Below are 21,432 nucleotides of genomic sequence, written 5' to 3'. Positions count from 1 at the left end.
GGTTTGGCTCAGGCGTTCGCCAGGTCGGGCTGCAGAGGGGCGGCGGAAAGATCCATCCAGTTCACGCCCCACATGTGGCCGTCCGGATCCTCGAAGCTGCGGCCGTACATGAAGCTGTATTCATCCTTGGGGCCGGGATCGGCCATCCCGCCAGCAGCTGCGGCCCTGGCGACGATATCGTCGACATCGCTGCGGCTGTCCGCCGACAGGCAAAACAGCACCTGGTTCGAGGTCCTGGCGTCCGCGATCGGCTTGGGCGTGAACTGGCGGAATTTGTCGTGGGTCAGCAGCATGGCGAAAATGGTCTCGGAAAAGACCATGCAGCTCGCGGTCTCGTCGCTGAATTGCGGGTTCTTGACCGCGCCGACCGCCTCATAGAAGGCGGTCGCACGCTTGAGGTCGGTCACCGGCAGGTTGACGAAGATCATCTTGGGCATCGGACGCTCCTTGGCGGGGTTCTGGCCAAGGACGGATGGCCAGGCCGCCATCCGACATCACATCCGACAATTTTTTGACCCCCACTGCGGGGCCCTGTCGCGTCGCTCTCCGCGCCCCTGAAGAGTCCTACTTCTTCTCGTTGGGATCCCGGTGCACCGGGTCGATCCACAGCACGGTCTCGGGCTTCTCGACCGGCTCGATGTCGAGGTTGATGGCCACCGCCTCGCCGTCGCTGCGCACCAGCACGCATTCCAGCACCTCGTCGGGGCTGGCGTTGATCTCCTGGTGCGGCACGTAGGGCGGGACAAAAATGAAGTCGCCGGGGCCGGCTTCCGCGGTGAATTGCAGGCTCTCGCCCCAGCGCATGCGCGCCTTGCCCTTCACGACATAGATGACACTCTCGAGATGGCCGTGGTGATGTGCGCCGGTCTTGGCATCCGGCTTGATGCTGACCGTGCCCGCCCACAATTTCTGGGCGCCGACGCGGGCGAAATTGATCGCGGCCGCACGGTCCATGCCCGCTGTCGACGGCACGTTGGTATCGAGCTGATTGCCGGGAATGACGCGCACGCCGTCATGTTTCCAGCGGTCATCATGATGATGACCATGGTCATGGTGGGAATGCGAATGGTCATGGCCGGTCATGGGACTTGCTTTCTGTTGGTTCCGTGCGCGGCAAACTAACCCAAAGCCGCCGTCGCAAGCCATACCAAAATCGGAACCCTCGTAGCCATCAGGCGTTGTCATTCCAAGCAAACTGAAAGGAGCTTTCCCATGGGCAGCACGAGCGACAAGATCAAGGGCACCGCCAACGAGGCGATCGGCAAGGCCAAGCAGGGCATCGGTGAAGCCACCGGGTCCGATCGCATGAAGGGCGAGGGCGTGGTGCAGGAAGTGAAGGGCAAGGGCCAGCAGGCCATGGGCGATGCCAAGGACGCCGCGAAGGATGCAATGGATCGCGCCGCCGCTGCGGCTCGCCGCGCCGCGGAGTGAGGCGCGTTGGATTGAAAATGAAAAGACCGGCCGCAAGGCCGGTCTTTTTGTTTGAGCCGTCATTCCGGGATGGTCCGAAGGACCAGACTCGGAATCTCGAGATTCTCAGGTGCGCAAGAGCGCACCAGAGTTCGGTGCTGCGCACCGCCCCGGAATCACGGCTGCGCCGTCACTTCACCGCGAGCAATTCCACGTCGAACATCAGCGTCGCGTTCGGCGGGATCACGCCGCCGGCGCCGCGGGCGCCGTAGCCGAGCTGCGGCGGGATGATCAGCGTGCGCTTGCCGCCGACCTTCATCGAGGCTACGCCCTCGTCCCAGCCGGCGATCACGCGGCCCTTGCCGATCGGGAATTCGAACGGCTCCTTGCGATCGACGGAGCTGTCGAATTTCTTGCCCTTCTGGCCGTTCTCATAGAGCCAGCCGGTATAGTGCATCACGCAGATCTGACCGGGCTGCGGCGAGGCGCCGGTGCCGACGGTGGAGTCGATGATCTGCAAGCCTGAAGCTGTGGTCATGGTCTTTCCTGCGGTCTGGGCCGAGGCCGTGGTGGAAACGAAATGCGACACGCTGGCGATCACGGTGATCGCGAGTGCCGACATCAGGGCGAGGAGCGCGCGCTGGAAACGCTGCATAAAACACCTTCCGTTTGAGGCGGGAGGTGTCTAACCCAAGGCGGTCGCCGTTTCCACCCCCTTTAGAGCTCGATATCTTCGAGCCGGACCGGCAGCTTGCGGATACGCTGTCCGGTGGCATGATAGATCGCATTGCAGATCGCCGCATTGGTGCCGACATTGCCAAGCTCGCCGAGGCCCTTCACGCCGAGGGGGTTGATGCGATCATCCTCCTCGGAGAGTAGAATGACCTCGACGCCGGGCACATCGGCATTCACGGGCACGAGGTAGTCGGCAAGATTGTCGTTGACGTAACGCGCATTGCGCTCGTCGATCTCGGTGGCCTCGAGCAGCGCCGAGGACATGCCCCAGATCAGGCCACCCATGAGCTGACTGCGCGCGGTGCGCGGATTCATGATCCTGCCTGCCGCGAACGCGCCGACCAGGCGGGGGCAGCGGATCTCGCGCGTGAAGCGATTGACGCGGACCTCGACGAACTCGGCGCCGAAGGCATAGGCGATCTGGTCCTTCATTTGATGGCCGCCGACCAGCCGGACCTGCCCGTTGTGCATGGCGCGGAAGGAATCCAGCGGCGCGCCCTCCGGCTTCCACTCGCCATATTCTTCGACCACACCGACACCGAGCGCGTCGAACGCCTTCTCGATGTCGAGCGAGCGATCGCCCTTGGCCGCCTGGGTCGACGGTGCCGGACTGATGCCGACAGTCTCCTTGGCCTTGTCGGCAAGGGTGTCGCTGGGCATGAGCGCCTTGAACAGCCGCTGTCGGATCTGATCGCACACCATCATCACGGCCGAGCAGGTGCTGGCTGTGGAATTGGAGCCGCCGGCAACCGGCGCGGGCGGCAGGTCGCTGTCGCCCATGAAGACCGCAACCTTCTCCAGCGGCACGCCGAGCCGCTCGGCAGCAGTCTCGGCTATCACGGTATAGGCGCCGGTCCCGATCTCATGGCCGGCGATCTCGACGCGCGTTCGGCCGTCGCGCTGCAGGCGCACGCGCGCGGCAGACGGCCCCATCAATGTCGGATAGCACGTGGCGGCGCAACCGTAGCCGATCAACCAGTCGCCGTCGGATATCGATTTCGGCTGTGGCGAGCGCTGCGACCAGCCGAACGCCTTGGCGGCTTCGTCGAAGCACGCCATGAGCGATCGAGACGTGTAGGGCTTGCCATCGATGGGATCCCTGGTGGCGTCGTTGATGCGGCGAAGCTCGACCGGATCCATGTTCAGTTCCACCGCGAGCTCGTCCAGCGCGCTCTCCAGCGCGAACAGATACGGCACCTCGGGGGGCGAGCGCATGAAGCCGGGCGTGTTGCGATCGGCACGCACGATCGACACCAGACTGTCCACGTTCGGGCAGACATAGAGCCGTGTCGTGGTCTTGGTGCCGCCGACACAATAGGCGTCGGGGCGCGAAGAGACTTCGGCCCCCTCATGCCTCAAGGCGACCAGCCTGCCGTCGCGGCTCGCACCAAGCTTGATCTCGTGACGGGTCTCGGCGCGATGGGTGGTAATGGTGAAGCCCTGGTCGCGGGTCGGGACCAGCTTGATCGGACGGTTCAGGCGCCTGGCCATGGCGGCGATGATGGCGGTGCGCGGCGTCATCGAACCTCGCGAGCCGAATCCGCCGCCGACATAGGGATTGACCACGCGCACCTTGTCGGCGTCGATGCCGAGCTGCTCGGCCACGCCGTTCTTCAGGCCATGGACATACTGGCTGCCCTCGTAGATGACGAGATTGTCGCCCGTCCAGGCGCAGCTGGTCGTGAACAGCTCCAGCGGATTGTGATGCTGCGTCGGCGTGGCGTAGGAGGCGGTCAGCTTGACCTCGGCCGCGTCGAACGCCTTGGCGAAATCCCCGACCTTCGGGTCTTCCTTGAACTGCGAATTCTGTCCTTTTGCCGCGGCTGTCGTCGTCCCCGGCGAATCGAAGGTTGCGCTGGGCGCAGCGGCGCTATAGCTGACCTTGACGCGGTTGGCCGCTTCGCGCGCAGCCTCGTAGCTCTCCGCCACCACTACGGCGATGATCTGGCCGTCATGGGCGATCTCGGCCGATTTCAACGGCTGGATCGTGGTGCCGGCATAGCCGCCATTGCTGAACAGTTTCGAGTCCTTCAGCTTCGGGGCGTTCTCGTGCGTGACGATCTCGATCACGCCGCGAACGCGCTTGGCATCGTCGAGCTCGAAGCGGTCGATGCGGCCCTTGGCGATGGCGCTGGTGACCAGGAACGCGTAGGCTGGATTGTCCAGCGGCATGTCCGAGGCATAGGTCGCCCGCCCCGTCACCTTTGCCGCCGCATCATAGCGCGGCACGGGCTGCCCCATATTCGTCCTCGGCCCGGGAGCTGCAGCGGTCATGGTCAGATCTCCATCGTTACGGCCTGCTGGAGCGCGCGTGCCACGACACGCTTGCCGAGCGCGATCTTGAAGCTGTTGTGCTTGCGGCCCTTGGCGTCCGCAAACGCTGCATCGGCAACGCGTTGCGCAAGGCCGTCATCGAACTTCTGTCCCTTCAACAGCGCCTCGGCTTCGCGCGCACGCCAGGGTACGGTGGCGACGCCGCCGAGCGCGACGCGGGCGTCCCGGATCGTGCCGTCCTGGACGTCGAGCGCGATCGCAGCCGATGACAGCGCGAATTCGTAGGATTGCCGGTCGCGGGCCTTCAGATACACCGAGCGTGGCCAGCGGCCGGAAATCGAGAACGCCGAGATCAGCTCGCCGGGCTGAAGCGCAGTCTCGATATCAGGCGTGCTGCCCGGCGCCTTGTGAAGCTGGGCGAACGGCATGCTGCGCGTACCGGCCTTGCCGGTGATCTCGACCATCGCATCGAGCGCGATCAGCGCCTGCGCGAAATCGCCGGGATAGGTCGCGATGCACTGATCGGAGGTACCGAGCACGGCATGCATGCGGTTGACCCCATCCATTGCGGCACAGCCGGAGCCGGGGTTGCGCTTGTTGCAGTTCTCGTAGGAGACATCGCGGAAGTAGTTGCAGCGCGTCCGCTGCATCACGTTGCCGCCGAGCGTTGCCATGTTGCGGAGCTGGGCGCTGGCGGCGAGCTTCAGCGAATCCGCGATCACGGGATAGCTGCGCTGGATCTCGGCGTGCGCGGCGACGACGGACATTTTGGCGAGCGCCCCGAGGCGCAAGCCATCGCCGCCTGGCGCGATCGCAGACCAGGCTTGGGCCAGCGGAGTAATATCGACGATCGCGCTGGGCCGCATCACGTCGAGCTTCATCAAGTCGATCAGCGTGGTGCCGCCTGCAAGCGGCTGCGCCGTCGCCTTCGTCAGCGGTTCGTTGGCGGCTGCGGCGGCGCTGAGCGCCTGCACGGCCATGTCGGGGTCTGATGCTCTCTGATACGAAAACGGGCGCATGCGCCTAGCCTTTCATGATCTCGGGCGCGGCCTGCTTCACGGCGGCGACGATGTTGGGATAGGCGGCACAGCGGCAGATGTTGCCGCTCATGTATTCGCGGATGTCGGCCTCGCTGCCGGCATGGCCTTCCTTCACGCACGCGATCGCCGACATGATCTGACCGGGCGTGCAATAGCCGCACTGGAACGCATCGTTGTCGATGAAGGCCTGCTGCATCGGATGCAGGCGGTCGTCGGTGGCGAGGCCCTCGATTGTCGTGATCTCCTGGCCCTCGGCGGCGAGTGCCAGCGTCAGGCACGACAGCACACGGCGATCATCGAGCAGCACCGTGCAGGCGCCGCACTGGCCGTGATCGCAGCCCTTCTTGCTGCCGGTGAGCTTGAGATGTTCGCGCAAGGCATCGAGCACCGTGGTGCGCGCATCGATGCTCAGGCGCTTGTCCTTGCCGTTGACGTTCAGCGTGACCTCGACAGGAAGCGACGGATCCTGCGCGGCCGGCGCCCGGGCATCCTCCGACGCCGCGCGCGCCGTGATCGGGATCAGCGCGCTGCCCGCCGCGCCGGCCATGAAGGCCCGGCGGTCGAATCCGGATGATCTGGAACCTGGTTTGTCGGGCATGACAGGCCTCCGCCGCTGATCTGCAAAGCAGCGCACGCCTGCACCGCTCATCGCCCCTTAACCTGGAGCAACGAGCGCAGTTCCGGATGAGATAAGCGCGGCGCAGCGAATGCCGCGCCGCGCCTCGTCAACTTTTCCTGATCTAGCGCCGGGAACTGCGCGGGCGATCAATAGCCCAGCGCGCAGCCGTCCTTCCGCGGGTCGGAGCCGCCGGTGAGCGTGCCCTTGTCCCAATCGATCCAGATCGCCTGGGCGCCGCCGAGCGGGCCGACCACGCTGGTGGTCTTGTGCCCGAGCTTCTTCAGGCCCTCGACGATTGCCGCCGGCACGCTGTCCTCGAGCTGATACTGGCCCTCGTAGTGCAGGCCGCGCGGCATATCGATCGCCTCCTGCACATCGCAGCCGTAATCGAGGATGTTGGTCAGGAGATGAGTCTGGCCGGTCGGCTGGTACTGGCCGCCCATGACCGCGAACGGCATCGTGGAACGGCCGCCCTTGGTCAGCAGGCCCGGCATGATCGTGTGCAGCGGGCGCTTGCCGCCTTCGATGCAATTGGGATGGCCGGGCTGGATGCGGAAGCCGCCGGCGCGGTTCTGGAACAAGACACCGGTCTTGTTCGAGACGATCGCCGAGCCGAAGGAATGCGCGACCGAGTTGATGAACGAGCAGACGTTGCGGTCCTTGTCCACGACCGTGATGTAGATGGTCGAGGGATTCATCGGCGGCGCGACGTTCGGCAGGTCGAGCATGCCGTCCAGGCGGATCTTGCTGATGTACTCGTCGGCAAAGCCCTTCTCGAGCATCTCGGCGACGTTGATCTTCATGTGCTCGGGCGAGGCGACATGCATCTCGCGGTTCATGTAGGCGATGCGGGCCGCTTCCGCCTCGAGATGGAAGCGCTCGACGCTCACGGGCGCGTACTTGGTCAGATCGAAGCGCGACAGGATGTTGAGCATCAAGAGCGCGGTGACGCCCGGGCCGTTCGGCGGGCACTGCCAGACGTCGTAGCCCTTGTACATGGTGCCGATCGGCGTGGTCACTTCGGTCGTGTGCGCGGCGAAATCGTCGAGCGTGTGCAGGCCGCCGATGCCCCTGAGGGTCTCGACCATGTCCTCTGCGATCTCGCCCTTGTAGAACGCGTCGCGGCCGTCCCTGGCGATCGCGCGCAGCGTCTTGCCGAGCTCGGCCTGGCGAATGACGTCGCCGGCGACCGGCGGCTGGCCGCCCGGCAACAAATAGCGCACGGTGTTGGTACCGTTCTTCAGCTTCTCGAACTGGTTCTTCCAATCGAAGGCAATGCGGGGCGCGACGACGTAGCCCTCCTCGGCCGCCTTGATCGCCGGCTGGAGCAGCCGGTCGAAACCGAACTTGCCGTGATCGCGCAAGACGGTCGCGAAGGCATCGATCACGCCGGGGATCGAGACCGCATGCGCCGAGGTGAGCGGCACGGAATTGATCTTGCGTTCGAGATACCAGTCGGCATTCGCCGCCTTTGGCGCGCGGCCGGAGCCGTTATAGGCGACGATCTTGCCCTCGCCCCGCGGCTGGATCAGCGCAAAGCAATCACCGCCGATGCCGGTCGATTGCGGCTCGATCACACCGAGCAGGGCCGAGCCGGCAACCGCCGCGTCCACCGCGGTGCCGCCCTCGCGCAGCACCTCGATCGCGGCGAGCGAGGCCTGCGGATGCGAGGTCGCCACCATCGCGTTGGTGGCGTGGACCGTGGACCTGCCGGGGAAATGGAAGTTTCTCATCGAATGTCTTGCTCTCTTGGCCGTCGGCGCGGTTGGCGCGCCATCTCGAAAACCGCGTCTACATGACACATTCCCGCCCCGCGGGGCAATGCTGGCATACCAGGAAAATGGCTGCTATCCGCTGGGCGTATGGACCTTTTCCAGGCTTCTGCAATGCGGGTTTTCCGGGCGCGGGCCGCCTGCTAAACGAGCGGCCATGACGTCGAGCAATACGCCCTACAAGGTCTGTGCCTTCTATCAATTCGTCGCCCTCCCGGATTACCGCGAGCTGCGCGAGCCGCTGCGCGCCTGCTGCGCCGACCTTGGGCTGAAGGGCAGCGTGTTGCTGGCGCAGGAGGGCATCAACGGCACGGTCGCCGGTGCGCCGGAGGCGATTGACGCCTTCGCTCTTGAGCTCGCGCGCGGCGACATGTTCGGCGGCAGGTTCGACAATCTCGAATTGAAATTCTCCGCCGCGGAGGCGATGCCGTTCGGACGGCTGAAGGTGCGGCTGAAGAAGGAGATCGTCACGCTGGGCGATGCGGCCGCCGATCCGACGCGTAAGGTCGGCACCTATGTCGATGCGCGCGAATGGAACGCGCTGATCGCAGCACCCGATACCCTCGTGCTCGACACCCGCAACGCCTTCGAGGTCGCGATGGGCACGTTCGAGGGCGCGCTCGATCCCGGCATCAAGAGCTTCGGCCAGTTCAAGGACTTTGCGGCCGAGCAGCTCGATCCGGCACGGCACCGCAGGATCGCGATGTTCTGCACCGGCGGCATCCGCTGCGAGAAGGCGAGCGCGCATCTGCTCGCACGCGGCTTTGCCGAGGTCTATCACCTCAAGGGCGGCATCCTGAGATATCTGGAAGACGTGCCGGAGGCGGAGAGCCGCTGGCGCGGCGAATGCTTCGTGTTCGACGAGCGCGTGGCGCTCGGCCACGGCTTGCGCGAGCGAAACAAGGACGTAAAGCGTGACGAATGAGATCAAGACGCTGAGCGAGCGCATCGACACGCTGGAGACGCGCCTCGCCTATCAGGACGATACGATCGAGACGTTGAACCAGACCATCACCGCGCAGTGGAAGCAGATCGACAGGCTGACGCGGCAGATCACCGAGCTCAATGCTCGGCTGCAGGACGCCGAGGCAAATGCGCCGGGGCCTGCCAACGAGCCTCCGCCGCATTATTGAGCGGCGTTACTGGCCGGACGCCTTGGGCAGCAGGTCCATGACCTCGCCGGACATCAGCAAGCGGTTGCGGCCTGCGGCCTTGGCGGCATAGAGCGCCTGGTCCGCAGCTTCGACCAGGGCAGCGACTCCTGCGGTTCGTTCGAAGGCCGGCCGGCAGACTGCGCCGCCAAGCGACGCGGTGACGCATCCAGCCGCCGGATTGCTGCCATGCGCGAGGGCGGCCTCGTGAATGGCGCTGCGGATCCGTTCGCCGACCCGGGCGCAGCCGGCGGCATCGATATTCGGCAGCAGCATGGCGAACTCCTCGCCGCCATAACGCGCCGCCAGATCGCCGGCGCGCTGCGCTTCGGCCGCGATGATCTTGGCGATCAGGCGCAGGCACGCATCGCCCGCGGGATGGCCGTATTCATCGTTGTAGGCCTTGAAGTGGTCGACATCGATCATCAGCAGAGCAAGGCTGGAGCGGTCGCGATAGGCGCGCGCCCATTCCTCCTTCAGGCGTTCGTCGAATCGGCGGCGATTGGCAAGGCCGGTGAGACTGTCCTCGATCGCCAGCGTCTCGAGCCTGGTTTCCAGCCTCTTGTGCTCGGTGATGTCGCGGGAGATCGCAACCACACCGTCGACTTGGCCATTGTCCTTGCGTGTCACCCGCATGGTCGATTCGAGCCAGATCTCGCCGTTCTGCCGATGCGAGTTGCGGTAGGTGAGACGCGCCTCCTCCTTCTCACCGCGCTTCATCGCGTCGACGATCGCCTGGACTTCCGGCAGGTCCTCCGGATTGATACCCGCGAGGGCTGGCGAACCGATCAGTTGATTGGGACGCCAGCCGACGACGCGGACCGACGAGGGCGAGACATAACGCAGCCGCTCATCGAGGCCGATCCGCGTCACCATGTCGCTGGAGCCTTCGGCGAGCAGGCGGAAATGCGCCTCCGTCTCGGTCAGCGCGACGGCCATGCGCTGGCCGCGCTGCAACTGCCGCACCAGCACGCCGCCGATGATCGCGATCAGCATCACCAGCGCGAGCACGTAGAGCATGCGGGAGATCGCCGCCGCGCGCCACGGCGCGAGCAGCTCGTCCTTGTCGACGGTGGCGAGCAGGAGGAGCGGGAATCGAGTGCTGCGATTGAAGAAGCTGACGCGTTCGGCACCGTCCAGCGACGAGGTGAAATGATGGGCGCCGCTCGGCCGTTGCAGGCTCGGCTCGCGGAACAACGGCTTGTCGGCGACGCTGCGCCCGACGAATGTCTCGTTGCTGGGATTGCGCGCGACGATCAGTCCGTCGCCATGCGCCAGCGACACGGAGCTGTTGCGGCCGATCTCGAACTGCTTGTAGAAATGCGAGAGATAGTTCGAGCTGATGGTCGCGAGCACCACGCCGCCGAAGCTGCCGTCCTGCTTGCTGAAGCGGCGTGACAGGGTGACGACCCATTCGCCGTCCAGCAGGCTCTTCACGGGACGGCCGACATGGGCCTCGCGCTTCGGCGAGAGCTGGTGATGTCGGAAGAAGGCATCGTCGCTGAAGGTCGTGCCGATCGTACCGGGTGAGGTCAGCCAGTTGCCCTGATCGTCGATGATGGCGAGGCTGTGAATGCGCGCGATCGCCTTCTTGCGCACATCCAGCAAGGTGCGCAGCTTTGCGATCGTGACCGGGGCGGTGCCGTCCATCTCCAACCGGCTGACCACGCCGACGACACCGGAATCCAGGAGATCGAGGCTGTCTTCGGCATGCTGGGTCAGCGAACGGGCAACGTTCGCCATCTCCATCTCGGCGTCCTTGAGCACCGCGAGGCGTGCCGTCCATTCACCCCAACCGCTGACGCCGAGGATGGTCGCGCAGGTCAGCGCGACGAAAGCCGCCGCGCGCAGCGGCAGGCGGCTCCATCCGGCTCGTTGGGTAGCACTCATGCGGCAGGGTCCTCCGATCGCTCGGAAGCTCTGCCGCTTGTGTTATTTAATTCTGAAATCGCTGCCGGACTACGCGGCGCTTTCCGCCCTTTCCAGTAGTCTTACGGACGCGGCGATCGGCGCATCGCTAACAAGACATTAGCGGGCCGATCGGAATCCGGCGCCCGCCGCCGCTAGCTGAAGATGGCCTTGACCTTGGCCCAGAGCGAAGGATGCTCGGCATCGGCGTCGGCCTTCGAGGGCGTCGGCTGCGCCGCGCTAACGGGATCGGACGCTGGGAACGTGTCCCTCAGCCCGTCGTCGAGCTTGGACTGCCGATCGGCAGCGAGCGCCTCGCGCAGGTCTTCGGCGTGCTTGTCGTGCGGCGCGGGGTTGAATGTCTCAGCCATGATCTCCTCCATTGGCTGGTCAACGCGGCCCGGTCGTCCAGGTTCCCCTGTTCCGCTGAGGGCCGCGGCGGTGTATCAGGGGGCACAACCTGCTTCAGGACCATTCGTGCCCCAGTCTTCGACGAAACCCTTCATCGACGTCCTCTCCGGCCAGCGCCAGAGCGTCCCGCCCATGTGGATGATGCGCCAGGCCGGCCGCTACCTGCCGGAATATCGCGCGGTGCGCGCCAAGGCGGGCGGCTTCCTCGATCTCTGCTTCAACCCGGAGCTTGCCGCCGAGGTGACGCTGCAGCCGATCCGAAGGTTCGGTTTCGACGCGGCGATCATCTTCTCCGACATCCTGGTGATCCCTTACGCGCTCGGACGCGAGGTCCGGTTCGAGGTCGGCGAGGGCCCGCGGCTCGAGCCGCTGGACGATCCGGCCAAGGTGGCGACGCTGGCGACGCACGCAGATTTCGGCAAGCTCGAGCCGGTGTTCGAGGCGCTCAGAATCGTGCGCGGCGCGCTCGATCCAAGGACCGCGCTGATCGGCTTCTGCGGCGCACCGTGGACGGTGGCGACCTACATGGTCGCGGGCCACGGCACGCCGGACCAGGCGCCGGCCCGGATGATGGCCTACCGGCATCCGGAAGCCTTCTCAGAGATCATCGACGTCCTGGTCGACAACTCGGTTCAATATCTGCTGGCACAGCTCGCCGCTGGTGCCGACGCGTTGCAGATCTTCGACACCTGGGCCGGCGTGCTGCCGCCCGCCGAGTTCGCGCGCTGGTCGGTCGAGCCGACGCAGCGCATCGTCGAGGGCGTAAGGGCCAAGGTGCCGGACGCGAAGATCATCGGCTTCCCGCGCGGCGCCGGCGCGCTGCTCCCCGGTTACGTCGAGGCGACCGGCGTCAACGCCGTCAGCATCGACTGGACCGCGGAGCCTGCCTTCATCCGCGAGCGAGTGCAGAGCAAGGTCGCGGTGCAGGGCAATCTCGACCCGCTGGTGCTGATCACGGGGGGCGCCGCGCTCGACCGCGCGGTCGACAACGTGCTGGCCAATTTTGCTGCCGGGCGGCTGATCTTCAACCTCGGCCACGGTATCCAGCCGGCAACGCCGATCGCCCATGTCGAGCAGATGATCAGGCGCGTGCGGGGGTGATTTGTTTCGCCGCTTCGGGCGCGGCAAAACAAAAGTGCGAAAAACAACCCCATGCACAGTAGCCAAGTCATTGAAAACATGGGGCGGGCATAACACCCCCCGCCCGTTTGACGCGTCGGGCAAAACAGGCGCAAAATGACATGATCGCGATCGTGATTTCGGCAGGGCTTACCGGGGCCGGCTGCGCTCGATAATCTCCGCCGCGCCTTTCGCCAGCAGCTCGAGTCCCACCGCGCGGCCGAGTTCGCGCGGACGGTTGGCGGGCCCGGTACGCGAGGCCTCGATGATGGTGTTGCCGGAGAGGTCGAGCACCGATGCGGTGAGCGACATCTGATCGCCCGTGATGGTCGAGAAGCCCGCGACAGGCGAATTGCAGTGGCCGTTGAGCACCCACAGCACCTCGCGCTCGGCGTCGGCGGAGGCGTGCGCGGAGGCGTCGTCGATCGAGGACAGGATCTGCCGCGTCTGCCAGTCCTGCGCGGCGCATTCGACCGCGACGATGCCCTGCCCTGCCGCGGGCAGCATCTCCGCCGCGGAGAATTCGTAGGCGATGCGATGCGCAAGACCGACGCGATCGAGGCCGGAGCGCGCCATGATCAGCGCATCCGCGGGACCCACAGCGCCGCCATCCGGCAGGCGCTGCTTCTCGCCATTGTCGAGCTTGCGCACGCGCGTGTCGGCGGCGCCGCGGAAGTGGATCACCTCGACATCGGGGAACAGTCGCCGCGCATAGGCGGCGCGGCGGACCGCGTTGGTGCCGATCTTGAAACCCTTGCCGCGGGACTGCCGCAGCGCCTCCAGCGTCACACCCTCGCGCAGCACCAGCGCATCGCTGGGCGGATCGCGCGACAGCGTGGCACCGATGACGAGGCCGGGCGTGTCCTCGTTGCCGGGCATGTCCTTCAGCGAATGCATCGCCGCCTGGAGCTCGCCCGACAGCACCGCGGCGCGGATCTGCGCCACGAAGGCGCCGCCCTTGCCGCCGTGCGGCAACAGCTTGCTGGTCTGGTCGAGATCACCGGTGGTATCGAACTTGACGATCTCGACGTCGAGACCGGGCACGGCGGCGGTCAGGCGGCGCGCAATCTCTTCCGTCTGTGCCAACGCCATGGCGCTCTTGCGCGTGCCGATCTTCAGTCGCGTAGCCAAGTCCGCATCCTTTCAAAGCGCGCCGCTTTATTTGAGCATGATCTTATCGGAAAACCGGTGCCCACTTTTCCGGATCATGCTCTACCGCGCGTCCTCCAATATCATGTCGGAGGCCTTTTCGGCGATCATGATGATCGGCGCGTTGGTGTTTCCCGACACCAGATCGGGCATGATCGAGCCGTCGACCACGCGAAGGCCGTCGAGCCCCCTCACCTTCAGCCGCTGATCGACCACCGCGAGCGCGTCGTTGCCCATACGACAGGTCGAGGTCGGATGATAGATGGTGCTGCCCCGCTCGCGGCAATAATCCAGGATCTCGGCATCCGTCGATACCTTCGCCCCGGGATCGTACTCATCGACCACGAACGGCTTCAGCGCCGGCGCGTTCAAGATCTTGCGCAAGATCTTGATGCCCTCGACGTTGGTGGTGCGGTCGGTTTCGGTGGACATGTAGTTGATGCGGATCTCCGGCGGCACCATGGGGTCCGGGCTCTTGATGCGCAAGGTGCCGCGGCTCTCGGGCCGGAGCTGGCACACCGAGGCGGTGAATCCGGAGAAGGCGTGCAGCTTCTCGCCCATCTTGTCGGTCGAGAACGGCAGGAAGTGCACCTGGATGTCGGGCGAGGCGAGGCGCGGACTGGTCTTGAAGAAGGCGCCCGCCGTGCCGGCGGCGATCGTCAGCCAGCCCTTGCGAAACAGCGCGTAACGCGCACCGGCCATGGTGCGCCGGAGCGGATGGTTGACGGTGTCGTTGAGCGTGATCTTCTGCGAGCAGCGCATGACGATGCGGACCTGCATGTGATCCTGCAGATCATGGCCCACGCCGGCAGCATCGAGCACCACCTCGATGCCATGCTTGCGCAGGAGATCGCCGGGCCCGACGCCTGAGAGCTGAAGCAGCTGCGGCGAGTTATAGGCGCCGCTCGACACGACGACTTCCCGCCGTGCACGCGCGCGGCGCAAGGCTGCGCCTTGCCGGTATTCGACGCCGACGGCGCGGCGCCCCTCGAACAGGATGCGTTGGGTGTGCGCGGAGGTCTCGATCTTGAGATTACTGCGGGACTTGGCAGGCCCGAGATAGGCGACCGACGTCGAGGCGCGGCGGCCGTTGCGCGTCGTGGTCTGGAACAGGCCGACGCCTTCCTGCGTCGCGCCGTTGAAGTCGGGGTTGTAGGGCAGACCGGTCTCGACTGCGGCATCGATGAAGGCTTTCGACAACGGATCGGTCACGATCATGTTGGACACCGGCAGCGGCCCGCCCGTGCCGTGATACTGATCGGCGCCCCGCGACTGGTTCTCGGCCTTCTTGAAATAGGGCAGCACGTCGTCATAGCCCCAGCCGGTGTTGCCGAGCTGGCGCCAGCGGTCGTAGTCCTCGTGCTGGCCGCGGACATAGAGCAGGCCGTTGATCGAGCTCGATCCGCCCAGCGTTTTTCCACGCGGCTGGAACACTTGGCGGCCCTTCAGCTCGGGCTCCGGTTCGGTCTGGTACATCCAGTTGACGCTCTTCTCCTTGAACAGCTTGCCATAGCCGAGCGGGACGTGGATCCAGATGTTGGAATCCTTCGGGCCGGCCTCGAGCAGCAGCACGCTATGCTTGCCATTCGCCGAGAGCCTGTTGGCGAGCACACAGCCGGCGGAGCCGGCGCCGACGATGATGTAGTCGAATTCGGGATCGGTGGGTGCGAGAGAGGAAGTTGCGTTCATGCGCTGCTGTTCTTCTTGTTGGCGTGGGCGTTTCCGGTCCGTCACTACCACAATCATGTGGGCAGACGCAGTGCCTCCACCAGCGACTTGAACGCACGGGCATATTCCGCGCCCGCCCTTGCGATATCGGCGCGGCCGGCGCAGGCGACCGCAGCTTCCGTCACCGCGCCGAGCAGCAGCCGGGCCAGCGGCTCGACGGGCTGCCGTGCGATCAGGCCGGCCTCCATCGCGGCGGAGAGCGCGCGCGGAATCTTGCCGCCAAAATGTTGCGCGTCGATCTCGCGCCAGCGCTCCCAACCGAGCACGGCCGGGCCGTCGCGCAGGATGATCTGGCCTATTGGACCCTTCGCCGTCGCGGCGAAATAATGCTGTGTGCCGGCGATCAACGCGGCAAGCACGTCCTTCTCTGCACGCGCCGTGCGGTCGATCTCGGCAACAAGATCGCGCGAGACCTGATCGAACACGGCTGCGAACACCGCTTCCTTGGTCTTGAAGTGATGATAGACCGCGCCCTTGGCGACCGAAGCGCTTTCGGCAATGTCGTCCATGGTGGTGGCGGCAAAGCCGTGCGTCCCGAACAGGCGCTGCGCCGCCGTCAGGATCGCCTCCGATGTCGCCGCCCGCCGCTCCGCCTGTTTGGCCATAAGCTCTCGTCTAGTCGAATTCGCGACGGCGGGCCAGTTGACTTTTCGACTATCGGTCGGTAATTACCGACCATCAGTCGGTTTTACTTGCGAGAGTCGCTATGCCGAGCCGTGAGATCGTCGAAGCCTTTGCCAAGCGCCTGGAAGACGGAGATTTCGTCGGCGCGATCCTCGACTACTACACCCCTGATACCGCGACCTATGAGAACCTTGCCGCGCCTGTGGTCGGGCGCGACAAGCTCGCGGACAAGGAGCGCGGCGTGCTGGCGGCGTTCAAGACGGTCACAGCCGTGCGCCTCGGCCCGAGCGTGATCGATGGCGACGTTGTCGCCAGCCGCTGGAAATTCTCCTTCATCAGCGCCGACGGCGCGACGCGGACGCTGGAGGAGATCGCGTGGCAGACCTGGCGAGGCAATGAGATCATCGAGGAGCGCTTCTTCTACGATCCGAAGCAGCTCGGACGCTGAGCAGGAATGCCCTACCGGTACAGCACGACCACGGCCAGGCCGACGAGAGGCGCAAGAAGCCGGACGGCCTGCCACCGAGAGCCATCGATCGACCAGCGTCCATAGAAGACGGTGCCGCTGCGTTGGGACGGCGACGCCGGTTGATCCCGAAATGCCTTCCAGCGGGCCTCGGCAGGCCCGAGAAAATCTTCCGGCTTGACCGCCATGTCGGCGCTGCTCAGCACCACCTGCATCATCTCGCCTTTCGGCTGGAACATGGCCTCGGCCCCGGGTGGCGAGAACAAGCTGCGCTTCGCGGCGATATGCTGCTCGTAGAAGTCCTGACCGACCGTGACGGCCGCAGCGTATGGACTGACGTACGGCATCCCCGAGATGCCGGGAAGGACGAGATGGCCTACCCCGCGCACCTCCTGCCAGGGAATGAAGAGACCCTTGAGCCAGGGCCTGTGAAAGTGGATGCCCGCGGCAGACAGGGAGACGACCGCCCGATCCGCGTAGAAGTGCCGGTAAGCCGAAAACGCGATCCATCCCAAGCCCACATAGAGCAACATCCAGCCGAAAACATTCAGCGACGGGTTCACGAGATGGCTCCAGTAGAGGCTGCGCATGGCGCCGACATAGCTTGAGCCGACGTCCGACCCGCCGACCATCAGGCCGATGCCAACGATGAGGGTCGAGAGCACGATCAGGACAAGGGCGTCGAGCAATAATTCCAGAAGCAGTGGCAGGCCGGACCGCCCGATCAGGCTCGTCAGTGCATAGCCTGCGAACGCCAGACCCAGCAGAGCCAAATAGACCGTGGCCAGAACCGCTCCATTCTGGCCGCCGCTCTCGGCGTGAAGCGCGACCGCAAGGCCCGCGACGCAAGCCCACATTGCCCATGGGACCCGGTCCATCCGCCACTTGTCCATCGTGTATTCGACGGTTGCCGACACATCGGCTGAAGGCTCGCTCATGCACAGGCCCCCGGGATTTCGAACGCATCCGTGCCGACGCGGCGCACGGTCGCCTGATCGGTCCAAACGTATCACGCGATCAATGAGACGTCTCGATCCGTTGACGAGCAAACAGCAGCGCAGCAATTGCTGTTGACGTCCGGCTGGGAGGCAGATGACCCCAGAGCTCGATGCGCTGCGATTGCGAGGGGGTTGTCATTTAACGACTGATCGGTCTATATATCAGCATGAGGCAAAACACCCCAGTGCCGATGCCCCGTGGCCGGCCGCGAAGTTTCGACGTGGACGCCGCCATCGAACGCGCGATGGATGTGTTCTGGTCGCGCGGCTACCACGCCACGGCGCTGCCCGATCTCCTTCGTGCGACCAGGCTGTCGCGGGGCAGTCTCTACGCCGCTTTCGGTGATAAGCATTCGCTCTTCTTGCGCGCGCTCGATCGCTACATTGCGGATGCCTTGGCGCGGATGGATGTCGAATTCGATCCTCGAAACGACCCGGTCGACGGCCTGCGGGCCTATCTTGCCGGCTACGTCGAGCGCACCAGCGGCAGCAATGGTCGGCGCGGATGCCTCCTGGTGGCCACGGCCATGGAACTGGCTGGCGGGGATGCCGAAGTCGGTCGACGCGTTGCGGGCTTCTTCAAGGCGATGGAGGCCAAGGTGGCGGAGGCCCTGTCCCGCGCGAAAGCGGCGGGCAGGTTGGCCGACGGCATCGAGCCAGCAACGGCCGCCCGGGTTCTCGTCTGTTTCGTTGAAGGGCTGCGCGTGGTCGGCAAGACGGCACCGGTACGAACGACATCGCAGGCGGCCGTCGACGCTCTCATCGGCCGTTTCCTCAGGTAAGGACCCCGCAATGCTTCCGCTGATGATGGGCCTATATTTGGACTGATCAGTCTTGAAAGGGACGTGCGCCATGTCTGCCATCCAGATCGTCTGCGCGATCGCCGTTCCCCTGATCTGGGGTTATCAGTTTGTGGCCATCAAGGTAGGCGTTGCGGAGTTTCCGCCGCTCTTCTTCCTCGCACTGCGCTTTCTGGCCATCGCACTTCTGCTCGTGCCGTTCGTCGCCAGGCCCACGCGTCGACAGCTCGGCCCGGTCGCAGCCATTTCGCTTTTCCTGGGCGGACTGAATTTCGGGCTCTTCTACGTTGGCCTTGGGCTCGGCTCTGGAAGCATGTCGGCCGTCGCATACCAACTCGCCACGCCCTTCACCGTCCTGTTGGCCTGGCCGCTGCTGGCGGAGAGACCGTCACTTGCCACCTGCGCCGGGGTGATGCTTGCATTCGTCGGCGTGACCGTGTTGGCGGCGGAGCCGGGCCAGTCCGCGAATCCCCTTTCGCTGCTGCTTGTGATCGGAGCAGCTTTCGCCTTCGCGGTATCCAACGTGCTGACGAAACGCTACGGCCCCTTTGACCCCTTGATGCTGATGGGATGGTCGTCGCTGCTCACGGTGCCGCAGGTCATGTTGATGTCGCTGCTGCTGGAGTATGGACAAGCGGCGAGCCTTGCGACAGCGGGCGAACGGGGCTGGCTGGCGCTCGCCTACACGATCTTCGTGGGAGGAATTGTCGGGTTTGGCCTCTGGTTCTGGCTGATCGCCCGTTGCTCGATGGTCCGCGTCGCGCCCTTCGGTCTGCTGCTTCCGGTGTTCGCCTTGCTTTCGAGCGTACTGTTTCTCGGCGACCGACTGACGCCGAAGCTGATCGTCGGCGGACTGCTCGCAATGTCGGGGGTCGCCATCACTCAGCTGAGGCCGCGCCTTCGCTCCGCTTGATGTCAGGCCTGCGGGAGATTTGTATCGATTTGTTATCGATACTGCGTGAAGAACACGCAGAAGTGGTCGCGGCCAGCGCGGCAAACGGGGATAATTCATAGTTCGTCAAAGGTTTGCAACGAATTCTCCCGATCGAGCCGGACAACGGCCGATGCTGCTAGGCTATCGAATGCGGACTCAAACGACCAACTATATCGCCCGGCTGTTCGCCGGCGATCTGTCGGCCTTTGGCGGTCCCGCAACCGACGAGGCGGTGGCCGGGCATATCCGCGCCGAGCAGATGTCGCTGGTGCTCGGCTATTCGGTCGGCATCATGCTGGCCAATGCCTGCAACGCCATCGTGCTCGCCATCGCGCTGTGGCAGTCGCCGGACAGGATGCCCGCCCTGATCTGGGCGGCGGCTGTCGCCGGCGCCGCGATCGGATTTGGCCTGCAATCCCACGTCGCGCGGCGCATCACCAAGCCGCAATTCGTCTCGCGTCGCGCGATGTACCGGCTGGTGCGCAACGCGTTCATCCTCGGCGCCGCCTGGGGCATCGTCCCGGTCGCCTTCTTCGCCGACGCTTCCAGCGGCGGCCAGCTCGTCATCACCTGCCTGTGCGCGGGCATGCTGGCCGGCGGCGCGCTCGCCTTCGCCACCATTCCGATCGCGGCGATCGCCTTCACGGCGCCGATCTTCCTCGGCATCGCCATCTGCCTCGGCCAGAACGGCGATCTCGCCTTTCTCCTCATTGCCTTTCTCGTCGTGGTCTACGGCAGCGTCCTTTTGCGCGGCGTGTTCGTCTATTCGTTCTCGTTCGCCCGGCGCGTGATGCGGCAGATCGAGGCCGAGCGCACCGTGCGGCTCGATCCCCTGACCCACCTGCCCAACCGCGTCGCCTTCAACGAAACGCTCGATGCCGCGCTCAAGCGGCTGGCGCTATCGGGCGAGGAATTCGCGGTGCTCCTGCTCGATCTCGACCGCTTCAAGGAGGTCAACGACCAGTTCGGCCATCCCGCCGGCGACGAATTCCTGGTCCAGGTCGCCAGCCGCCTGCAACGCTGCACGCGCGCCGCCGAGCACGTCGCGCGGATCGGCGGCGACGAGTTCGCGCTGGTGATGGCCAATCTGACACGGCCCGAGGATGCGCTCGAGATCGCCGAACGCTTCGTCGCGGCGTTCAGCGAGCCGTTCCAGATCGAAGGCCGCCAGATGGTCGGCGCGATCAGCGTCGGCATCGTGCTGGCGCCACGCGACGGCAACACGCCGCTCGACCTCATGAAGAATGCCGATGCCGCGCTCTACCGCGCCAAGAAGGTGGGGCCGGGCACGGTCCGCTTCTTCGAACAGGCCGACGACAAATCGTCCCGCGAGCGCAAGGCGCTGCAAGCGGACCTCGCAGGCGCGATTGCGCGCAACGAGCTGTTCCTGGTGTTCCAGCCGTTCCTCGATCTCGGCACCAACCGGATCACCGGCTTCGAGGCGCTATTGCGCTGGCAGCATCCTTCGCGCGGGCTGGTGCCGCCGAGTGAATTCATACCAGTCGCCGAGGAGACCGGGCTGATCCACGAGATCGGCGAGTGGGTCATCCGCCGCGCCTGCGCGACGCTGGCGGATTGGCCCGAAGACATCAGGGTTGCCGTGAATTTCTCGGCCGCGCAATTTCACAACACGGCCATCCTCCAGACCATCGTGCAGGCGCTCGCCGACGCCAGGATCGCCCCGCATCGGCTCGAGATCGAGATCACGGAATCGATGCTGCTGGCGAAATACGGTTCGGCCGCGACGGTCCTGAACGCGCTGCTGGAGCTCGGCGTCACCCTCGCGCTCGACGATTTCGGCACTGGCTTCTCCTCGCTGACTTACCTCCGCAAGCTGCCGTTCAGCCGCATCAAGATCGACCAGTCCTTCATCCGCGACATGCTGGTGCAGCCGGACTGCGCCGCAATCGTGAAATCGGTGATCTCGCTTGCGAGCGATTTGCGGATCGGCGTCGTGGCGGAGGGGGTCGAGACCACCGACCAGCTCGAATATCTCAGGCAGATCAGTTGCGACGAGGTGCAGGGGTATCTGATCAGCCGGCCGGTGGCCGCGGACGGGGTGATGGCGCTGCTGGAGACGAAGAAGTACCGGGCGATTTACGCGGCGTAGGGGCTTTGAAGATCAGTGCCGCTACGGAGCCGGTGTGCTCCCTCCCCCGCCTGCGGGCAGGGCAATCGCATATGACTTGTGGCGGAGGTCGGCGCGCACGCCTCGTCCTTCGAGACGGCGCTGACGCGCCTCCTCAGGATGAGGCTAGTCAGCGTCAGTGCCCGTTGAAACTGCTGCCGCGCAC

21 protein-coding genes are annotated in these 21,432 nt (G+C 65.2%); 8 read left to right on the top strand and 13 right to left on the bottom strand.

What is annotated here, in order from left to right; translation table 11 throughout:
- Window positions 1-8: 8 nt before the first annotated feature.
- Window positions 9-437 carry a VOC family protein gene (locus P0R31_RS27190; RefSeq protein WP_036035321.1) on the bottom strand — a complete coding sequence of 143 codons (429 nt, stop codon included), beginning with the start codon at window positions 435-437 and terminating at the stop codon, window positions 9-11.
- 127 nt (window positions 438-564) lie between these two features.
- Window positions 565-1,083, bottom strand: a complete 519-nt coding sequence (locus P0R31_RS27185; RefSeq protein ID WP_128262978.1) for a cupin domain-containing protein — start codon at window positions 1,081-1,083, stop codon at window positions 565-567.
- Window positions 1,084-1,212: 129 nt separating this feature from the next.
- On the opposite strand from P0R31_RS27185, the gene P0R31_RS27180 reads away from it, so the two are divergent.
- Window positions 1,213-1,431 carry a CsbD family protein gene (locus tag P0R31_RS27180; protein ID WP_275517454.1) on the top strand — a complete coding sequence of 73 codons (219 nt, stop codon included), beginning with the start codon at window positions 1,213-1,215 and terminating at the stop codon, window positions 1,429-1,431.
- Window positions 1,432-1,600: 169 nt separating this feature from the next.
- Here P0R31_RS27180 and P0R31_RS27175 read toward each other — a convergent pair whose 3' ends face one another.
- The 5 genes from P0R31_RS27175 to ggt form a co-directional block, all read right to left on the bottom strand.
- Entirely contained in the window at window positions 1,601-2,065 is a 465-nt protein-coding gene (locus P0R31_RS27175) for an FKBP-type peptidyl-prolyl cis-trans isomerase (protein WP_036013901.1), read from the bottom strand.
- Between the two features lie 62 nt (window positions 2,066-2,127).
- Window positions 2,128-4,419: a xanthine dehydrogenase family protein molybdopterin-binding subunit gene (locus P0R31_RS27170; protein ID WP_275517453.1), complete on the bottom strand. Its 2,292-nt coding sequence runs from the start codon at window positions 4,417-4,419 to the stop codon at window positions 2,128-2,130.
- Window positions 4,420-4,421: 2 nt separating this feature from the next.
- On the bottom strand, window positions 4,422-5,438 hold the full coding sequence (locus tag P0R31_RS27165; RefSeq protein WP_275517452.1) for an FAD binding domain-containing protein: 1,017 nt from the start codon (window positions 5,436-5,438) through the stop codon (window positions 4,422-4,424).
- A 4-nt stretch (window positions 5,439-5,442) separates the two neighbouring features.
- A complete protein-coding gene (locus tag P0R31_RS27160) occupies window positions 5,443-6,057 on the bottom strand; it encodes a (2Fe-2S)-binding protein (RefSeq protein ID WP_275517451.1) in 615 nt (204 codons plus the stop codon).
- Window positions 6,058-6,224: 167 nt separating this feature from the next.
- Entirely contained in the window at window positions 6,225-7,811 is a 1,587-nt protein-coding gene (ggt, locus tag P0R31_RS27155) for a gamma-glutamyltransferase (RefSeq protein WP_275517449.1), read from the bottom strand.
- 196 nt (window positions 7,812-8,007) lie between these two features.
- On the opposite strand from ggt, the gene P0R31_RS27150 reads away from it, so the two are divergent.
- Together P0R31_RS27150 and P0R31_RS27145 are read left to right on the top strand one after the other, a co-directional pair.
- Window positions 8,008-8,775, top strand: a complete 768-nt coding sequence (locus tag P0R31_RS27150; protein WP_275517447.1) for a rhodanese-related sulfurtransferase — start codon at window positions 8,008-8,010, stop codon at window positions 8,773-8,775.
- Window positions 8,765-8,983 carry a SlyX family protein gene (locus P0R31_RS27145; RefSeq protein ID WP_036024763.1) on the top strand — a complete coding sequence of 73 codons (219 nt, stop codon included), beginning with the start codon at window positions 8,765-8,767 and terminating at the stop codon, window positions 8,981-8,983. Before P0R31_RS27150 ends, P0R31_RS27145 begins: the two co-directional genes overlap by 11 nt.
- A gap of 6 nt (window positions 8,984-8,989) precedes the next feature.
- On the opposite strand, the gene P0R31_RS27140 is transcribed toward P0R31_RS27145, so the two are convergent.
- Entirely contained in the window at window positions 8,990-10,891 is a 1,902-nt protein-coding gene (locus tag P0R31_RS27140; RefSeq protein WP_275517446.1) for a diguanylate cyclase, read from the bottom strand.
- 173 nt (window positions 10,892-11,064) lie between these two features.
- On the bottom strand, window positions 11,065-11,280 hold the full coding sequence (locus P0R31_RS27135; protein WP_036035323.1) for a hypothetical protein: 216 nt from the start codon (window positions 11,278-11,280) through the stop codon (window positions 11,065-11,067).
- Window positions 11,281-11,386: 106 nt separating this feature from the next.
- Here P0R31_RS27135 and hemE point away from each other — a divergent pair, with 106 nt between their 5' ends.
- Window positions 11,387-12,421, top strand: coding sequence for a uroporphyrinogen decarboxylase (hemE, locus tag P0R31_RS27130; RefSeq protein ID WP_275517444.1), 1,035 nt, complete (start codon window positions 11,387-11,389; stop codon window positions 12,419-12,421).
- Between the two features lie 168 nt (window positions 12,422-12,589).
- Here hemE and hemC read toward each other — a convergent pair whose 3' ends face one another.
- The 3 genes from hemC to P0R31_RS27115 form a co-directional block, all read right to left on the bottom strand.
- Window positions 12,590-13,570, bottom strand: coding sequence for a hydroxymethylbilane synthase (hemC, locus tag P0R31_RS27125; protein ID WP_275517443.1), 981 nt, complete (start codon window positions 13,568-13,570; stop codon window positions 12,590-12,592).
- A gap of 81 nt (window positions 13,571-13,651) precedes the next feature.
- Window positions 13,652-15,277: a GMC family oxidoreductase gene (locus tag P0R31_RS27120; protein ID WP_275517442.1), complete on the bottom strand. Its 1,626-nt coding sequence runs from the start codon at window positions 15,275-15,277 to the stop codon at window positions 13,652-13,654.
- Window positions 15,278-15,330: 53 nt separating this feature from the next.
- The gene (locus P0R31_RS27115) at window positions 15,331-15,921 is read right to left on the bottom strand and encodes a TetR/AcrR family transcriptional regulator (RefSeq protein WP_275517441.1); all 591 of its coding nucleotides are present in this window, start codon (window positions 15,919-15,921) and stop codon (window positions 15,331-15,333) included.
- A 101-nt stretch (window positions 15,922-16,022) separates the two neighbouring features.
- On the opposite strand from P0R31_RS27115, the gene P0R31_RS27110 reads away from it, so the two are divergent.
- Window positions 16,023-16,388 (top strand): nuclear transport factor 2 family protein, encoded by a 366-nt coding sequence (locus P0R31_RS27110; RefSeq protein WP_275517440.1) that lies wholly within the window; start codon window positions 16,023-16,025, stop codon window positions 16,386-16,388.
- A gap of 11 nt (window positions 16,389-16,399) precedes the next feature.
- Here the strand turns inward: P0R31_RS27110 and P0R31_RS27105 are convergent, their stop codons facing one another.
- Window positions 16,400-17,344, bottom strand: coding sequence for a hypothetical protein (locus tag P0R31_RS27105; RefSeq protein ID WP_275517439.1), 945 nt, complete (start codon window positions 17,342-17,344; stop codon window positions 16,400-16,402).
- A 251-nt stretch (window positions 17,345-17,595) separates the two neighbouring features.
- Between P0R31_RS27105 and P0R31_RS27100 the strand changes: the two genes are divergently transcribed.
- The 3 genes from P0R31_RS27100 (at window position 17,596) to P0R31_RS27090 (ending at window position 21,248) form a co-directional block, all read left to right on the top strand.
- Entirely contained in the window at window positions 17,596-18,186 is a 591-nt protein-coding gene (locus tag P0R31_RS27100; protein WP_275517562.1) for a TetR/AcrR family transcriptional regulator, read from the top strand.
- Window positions 18,187-18,256: 70 nt separating this feature from the next.
- The gene (locus tag P0R31_RS27095) at window positions 18,257-19,117 is read left to right on the top strand and encodes a DMT family transporter (protein WP_275517437.1); all 861 of its coding nucleotides are present in this window, start codon (window positions 18,257-18,259) and stop codon (window positions 19,115-19,117) included.
- A gap of 169 nt (window positions 19,118-19,286) precedes the next feature.
- Complete coding sequence (locus tag P0R31_RS27090) at window positions 19,287-21,248, top strand: putative bifunctional diguanylate cyclase/phosphodiesterase (protein WP_275517435.1); 1,962 nt, start codon at window positions 19,287-19,289, stop codon at window positions 21,246-21,248.
- Window positions 21,249-21,432: the final 184 nt, after the last annotated feature.

Origin of the sequence: Bradyrhizobium yuanmingense (assembly GCF_029167105.1) — a bacterium.
Lineage (GTDB): Bacteria > Pseudomonadota > Alphaproteobacteria > Rhizobiales > Xanthobacteraceae > Bradyrhizobium > Bradyrhizobium yuanmingense_A.
This window is presented reverse-complemented; position numbering and strand designations above follow the sequence as displayed.

Excerpts from the sequence above, each read along its gene's own strand:
- P0R31_RS27105 (WP_275517439.1), bottom strand. The coding sequence starts at position 17,344 with ATGAGCGAGCCTTCAGCCGATGTGTCGGCAACCGTCGAATACACGATG.
- P0R31_RS27135 (WP_036035323.1), bottom strand. The coding sequence starts at position 11,280 with ATGGCTGAGACATTCAACCCCGCGCCGCACGACAAGCACGCCGAAGAC.
- P0R31_RS27110 (WP_275517440.1), top strand. The coding sequence starts at position 16,023 with ATGCCGAGCCGTGAGATCGTCGAAGCCTTTGCCAAGCGCCTGGAAGAC.
- P0R31_RS27190 (WP_036035321.1), bottom strand. The coding sequence starts at position 437 with ATGCCCAAGATGATCTTCGTCAACCTGCCGGTGACCGACCTCAAGCGT.
- P0R31_RS27175 (WP_036013901.1), bottom strand. The coding sequence starts at position 2,065 with ATGCAGCGTTTCCAGCGCGCGCTCCTCGCCCTGATGTCGGCACTCGCG.
- P0R31_RS27180 (WP_275517454.1), top strand. The coding sequence starts at position 1,213 with ATGGGCAGCACGAGCGACAAGATCAAGGGCACCGCCAACGAGGCGATC.
- P0R31_RS27170 (WP_275517453.1), bottom strand. The coding sequence starts at position 4,419 with ATGACCGCTGCAGCTCCCGGGCCGAGGACGAATATGGGGCAGCCCGTG.
- P0R31_RS27160 (WP_275517451.1), bottom strand. The coding sequence starts at position 6,057 with ATGCCCGACAAACCAGGTTCCAGATCATCCGGATTCGACCGCCGGGCC.
- P0R31_RS27115 (WP_275517441.1), bottom strand. The coding sequence starts at position 15,921 with ATGGCCAAACAGGCGGAGCGGCGGGCGGCGACATCGGAGGCGATCCTG.
- P0R31_RS27150 (WP_275517447.1), top strand. The coding sequence starts at position 8,008 with ATGACGTCGAGCAATACGCCCTACAAGGTCTGTGCCTTCTATCAATTC.
- P0R31_RS27095 (WP_275517437.1), top strand. The coding sequence starts at position 18,257 with ATGTCTGCCATCCAGATCGTCTGCGCGATCGCCGTTCCCCTGATCTGG.
- ggt (WP_275517449.1), bottom strand. The coding sequence starts at position 7,811 with ATGAGAAACTTCCATTTCCCCGGCAGGTCCACGGTCCACGCCACCAAC.
- P0R31_RS27185 (WP_128262978.1), bottom strand. The coding sequence starts at position 1,083 with ATGACCGGCCATGACCATTCGCATTCCCACCATGACCATGGTCATCAT.
- P0R31_RS27165 (WP_275517452.1), bottom strand. The coding sequence starts at position 5,438 with ATGCGCCCGTTTTCGTATCAGAGAGCATCAGACCCCGACATGGCCGTG.
- P0R31_RS27090 (WP_275517435.1), top strand. The coding sequence starts at position 19,287 with ATGCGGACTCAAACGACCAACTATATCGCCCGGCTGTTCGCCGGCGAT.
- P0R31_RS27140 (WP_275517446.1), bottom strand. The coding sequence starts at position 10,891 with ATGAGTGCTACCCAACGAGCCGGATGGAGCCGCCTGCCGCTGCGCGCG.
- P0R31_RS27120 (WP_275517442.1), bottom strand. The coding sequence starts at position 15,277 with ATGAACGCAACTTCCTCTCTCGCACCCACCGATCCCGAATTCGACTAC.
- P0R31_RS27100 (WP_275517562.1), top strand. The coding sequence starts at position 17,596 with ATGCCCCGTGGCCGGCCGCGAAGTTTCGACGTGGACGCCGCCATCGAA.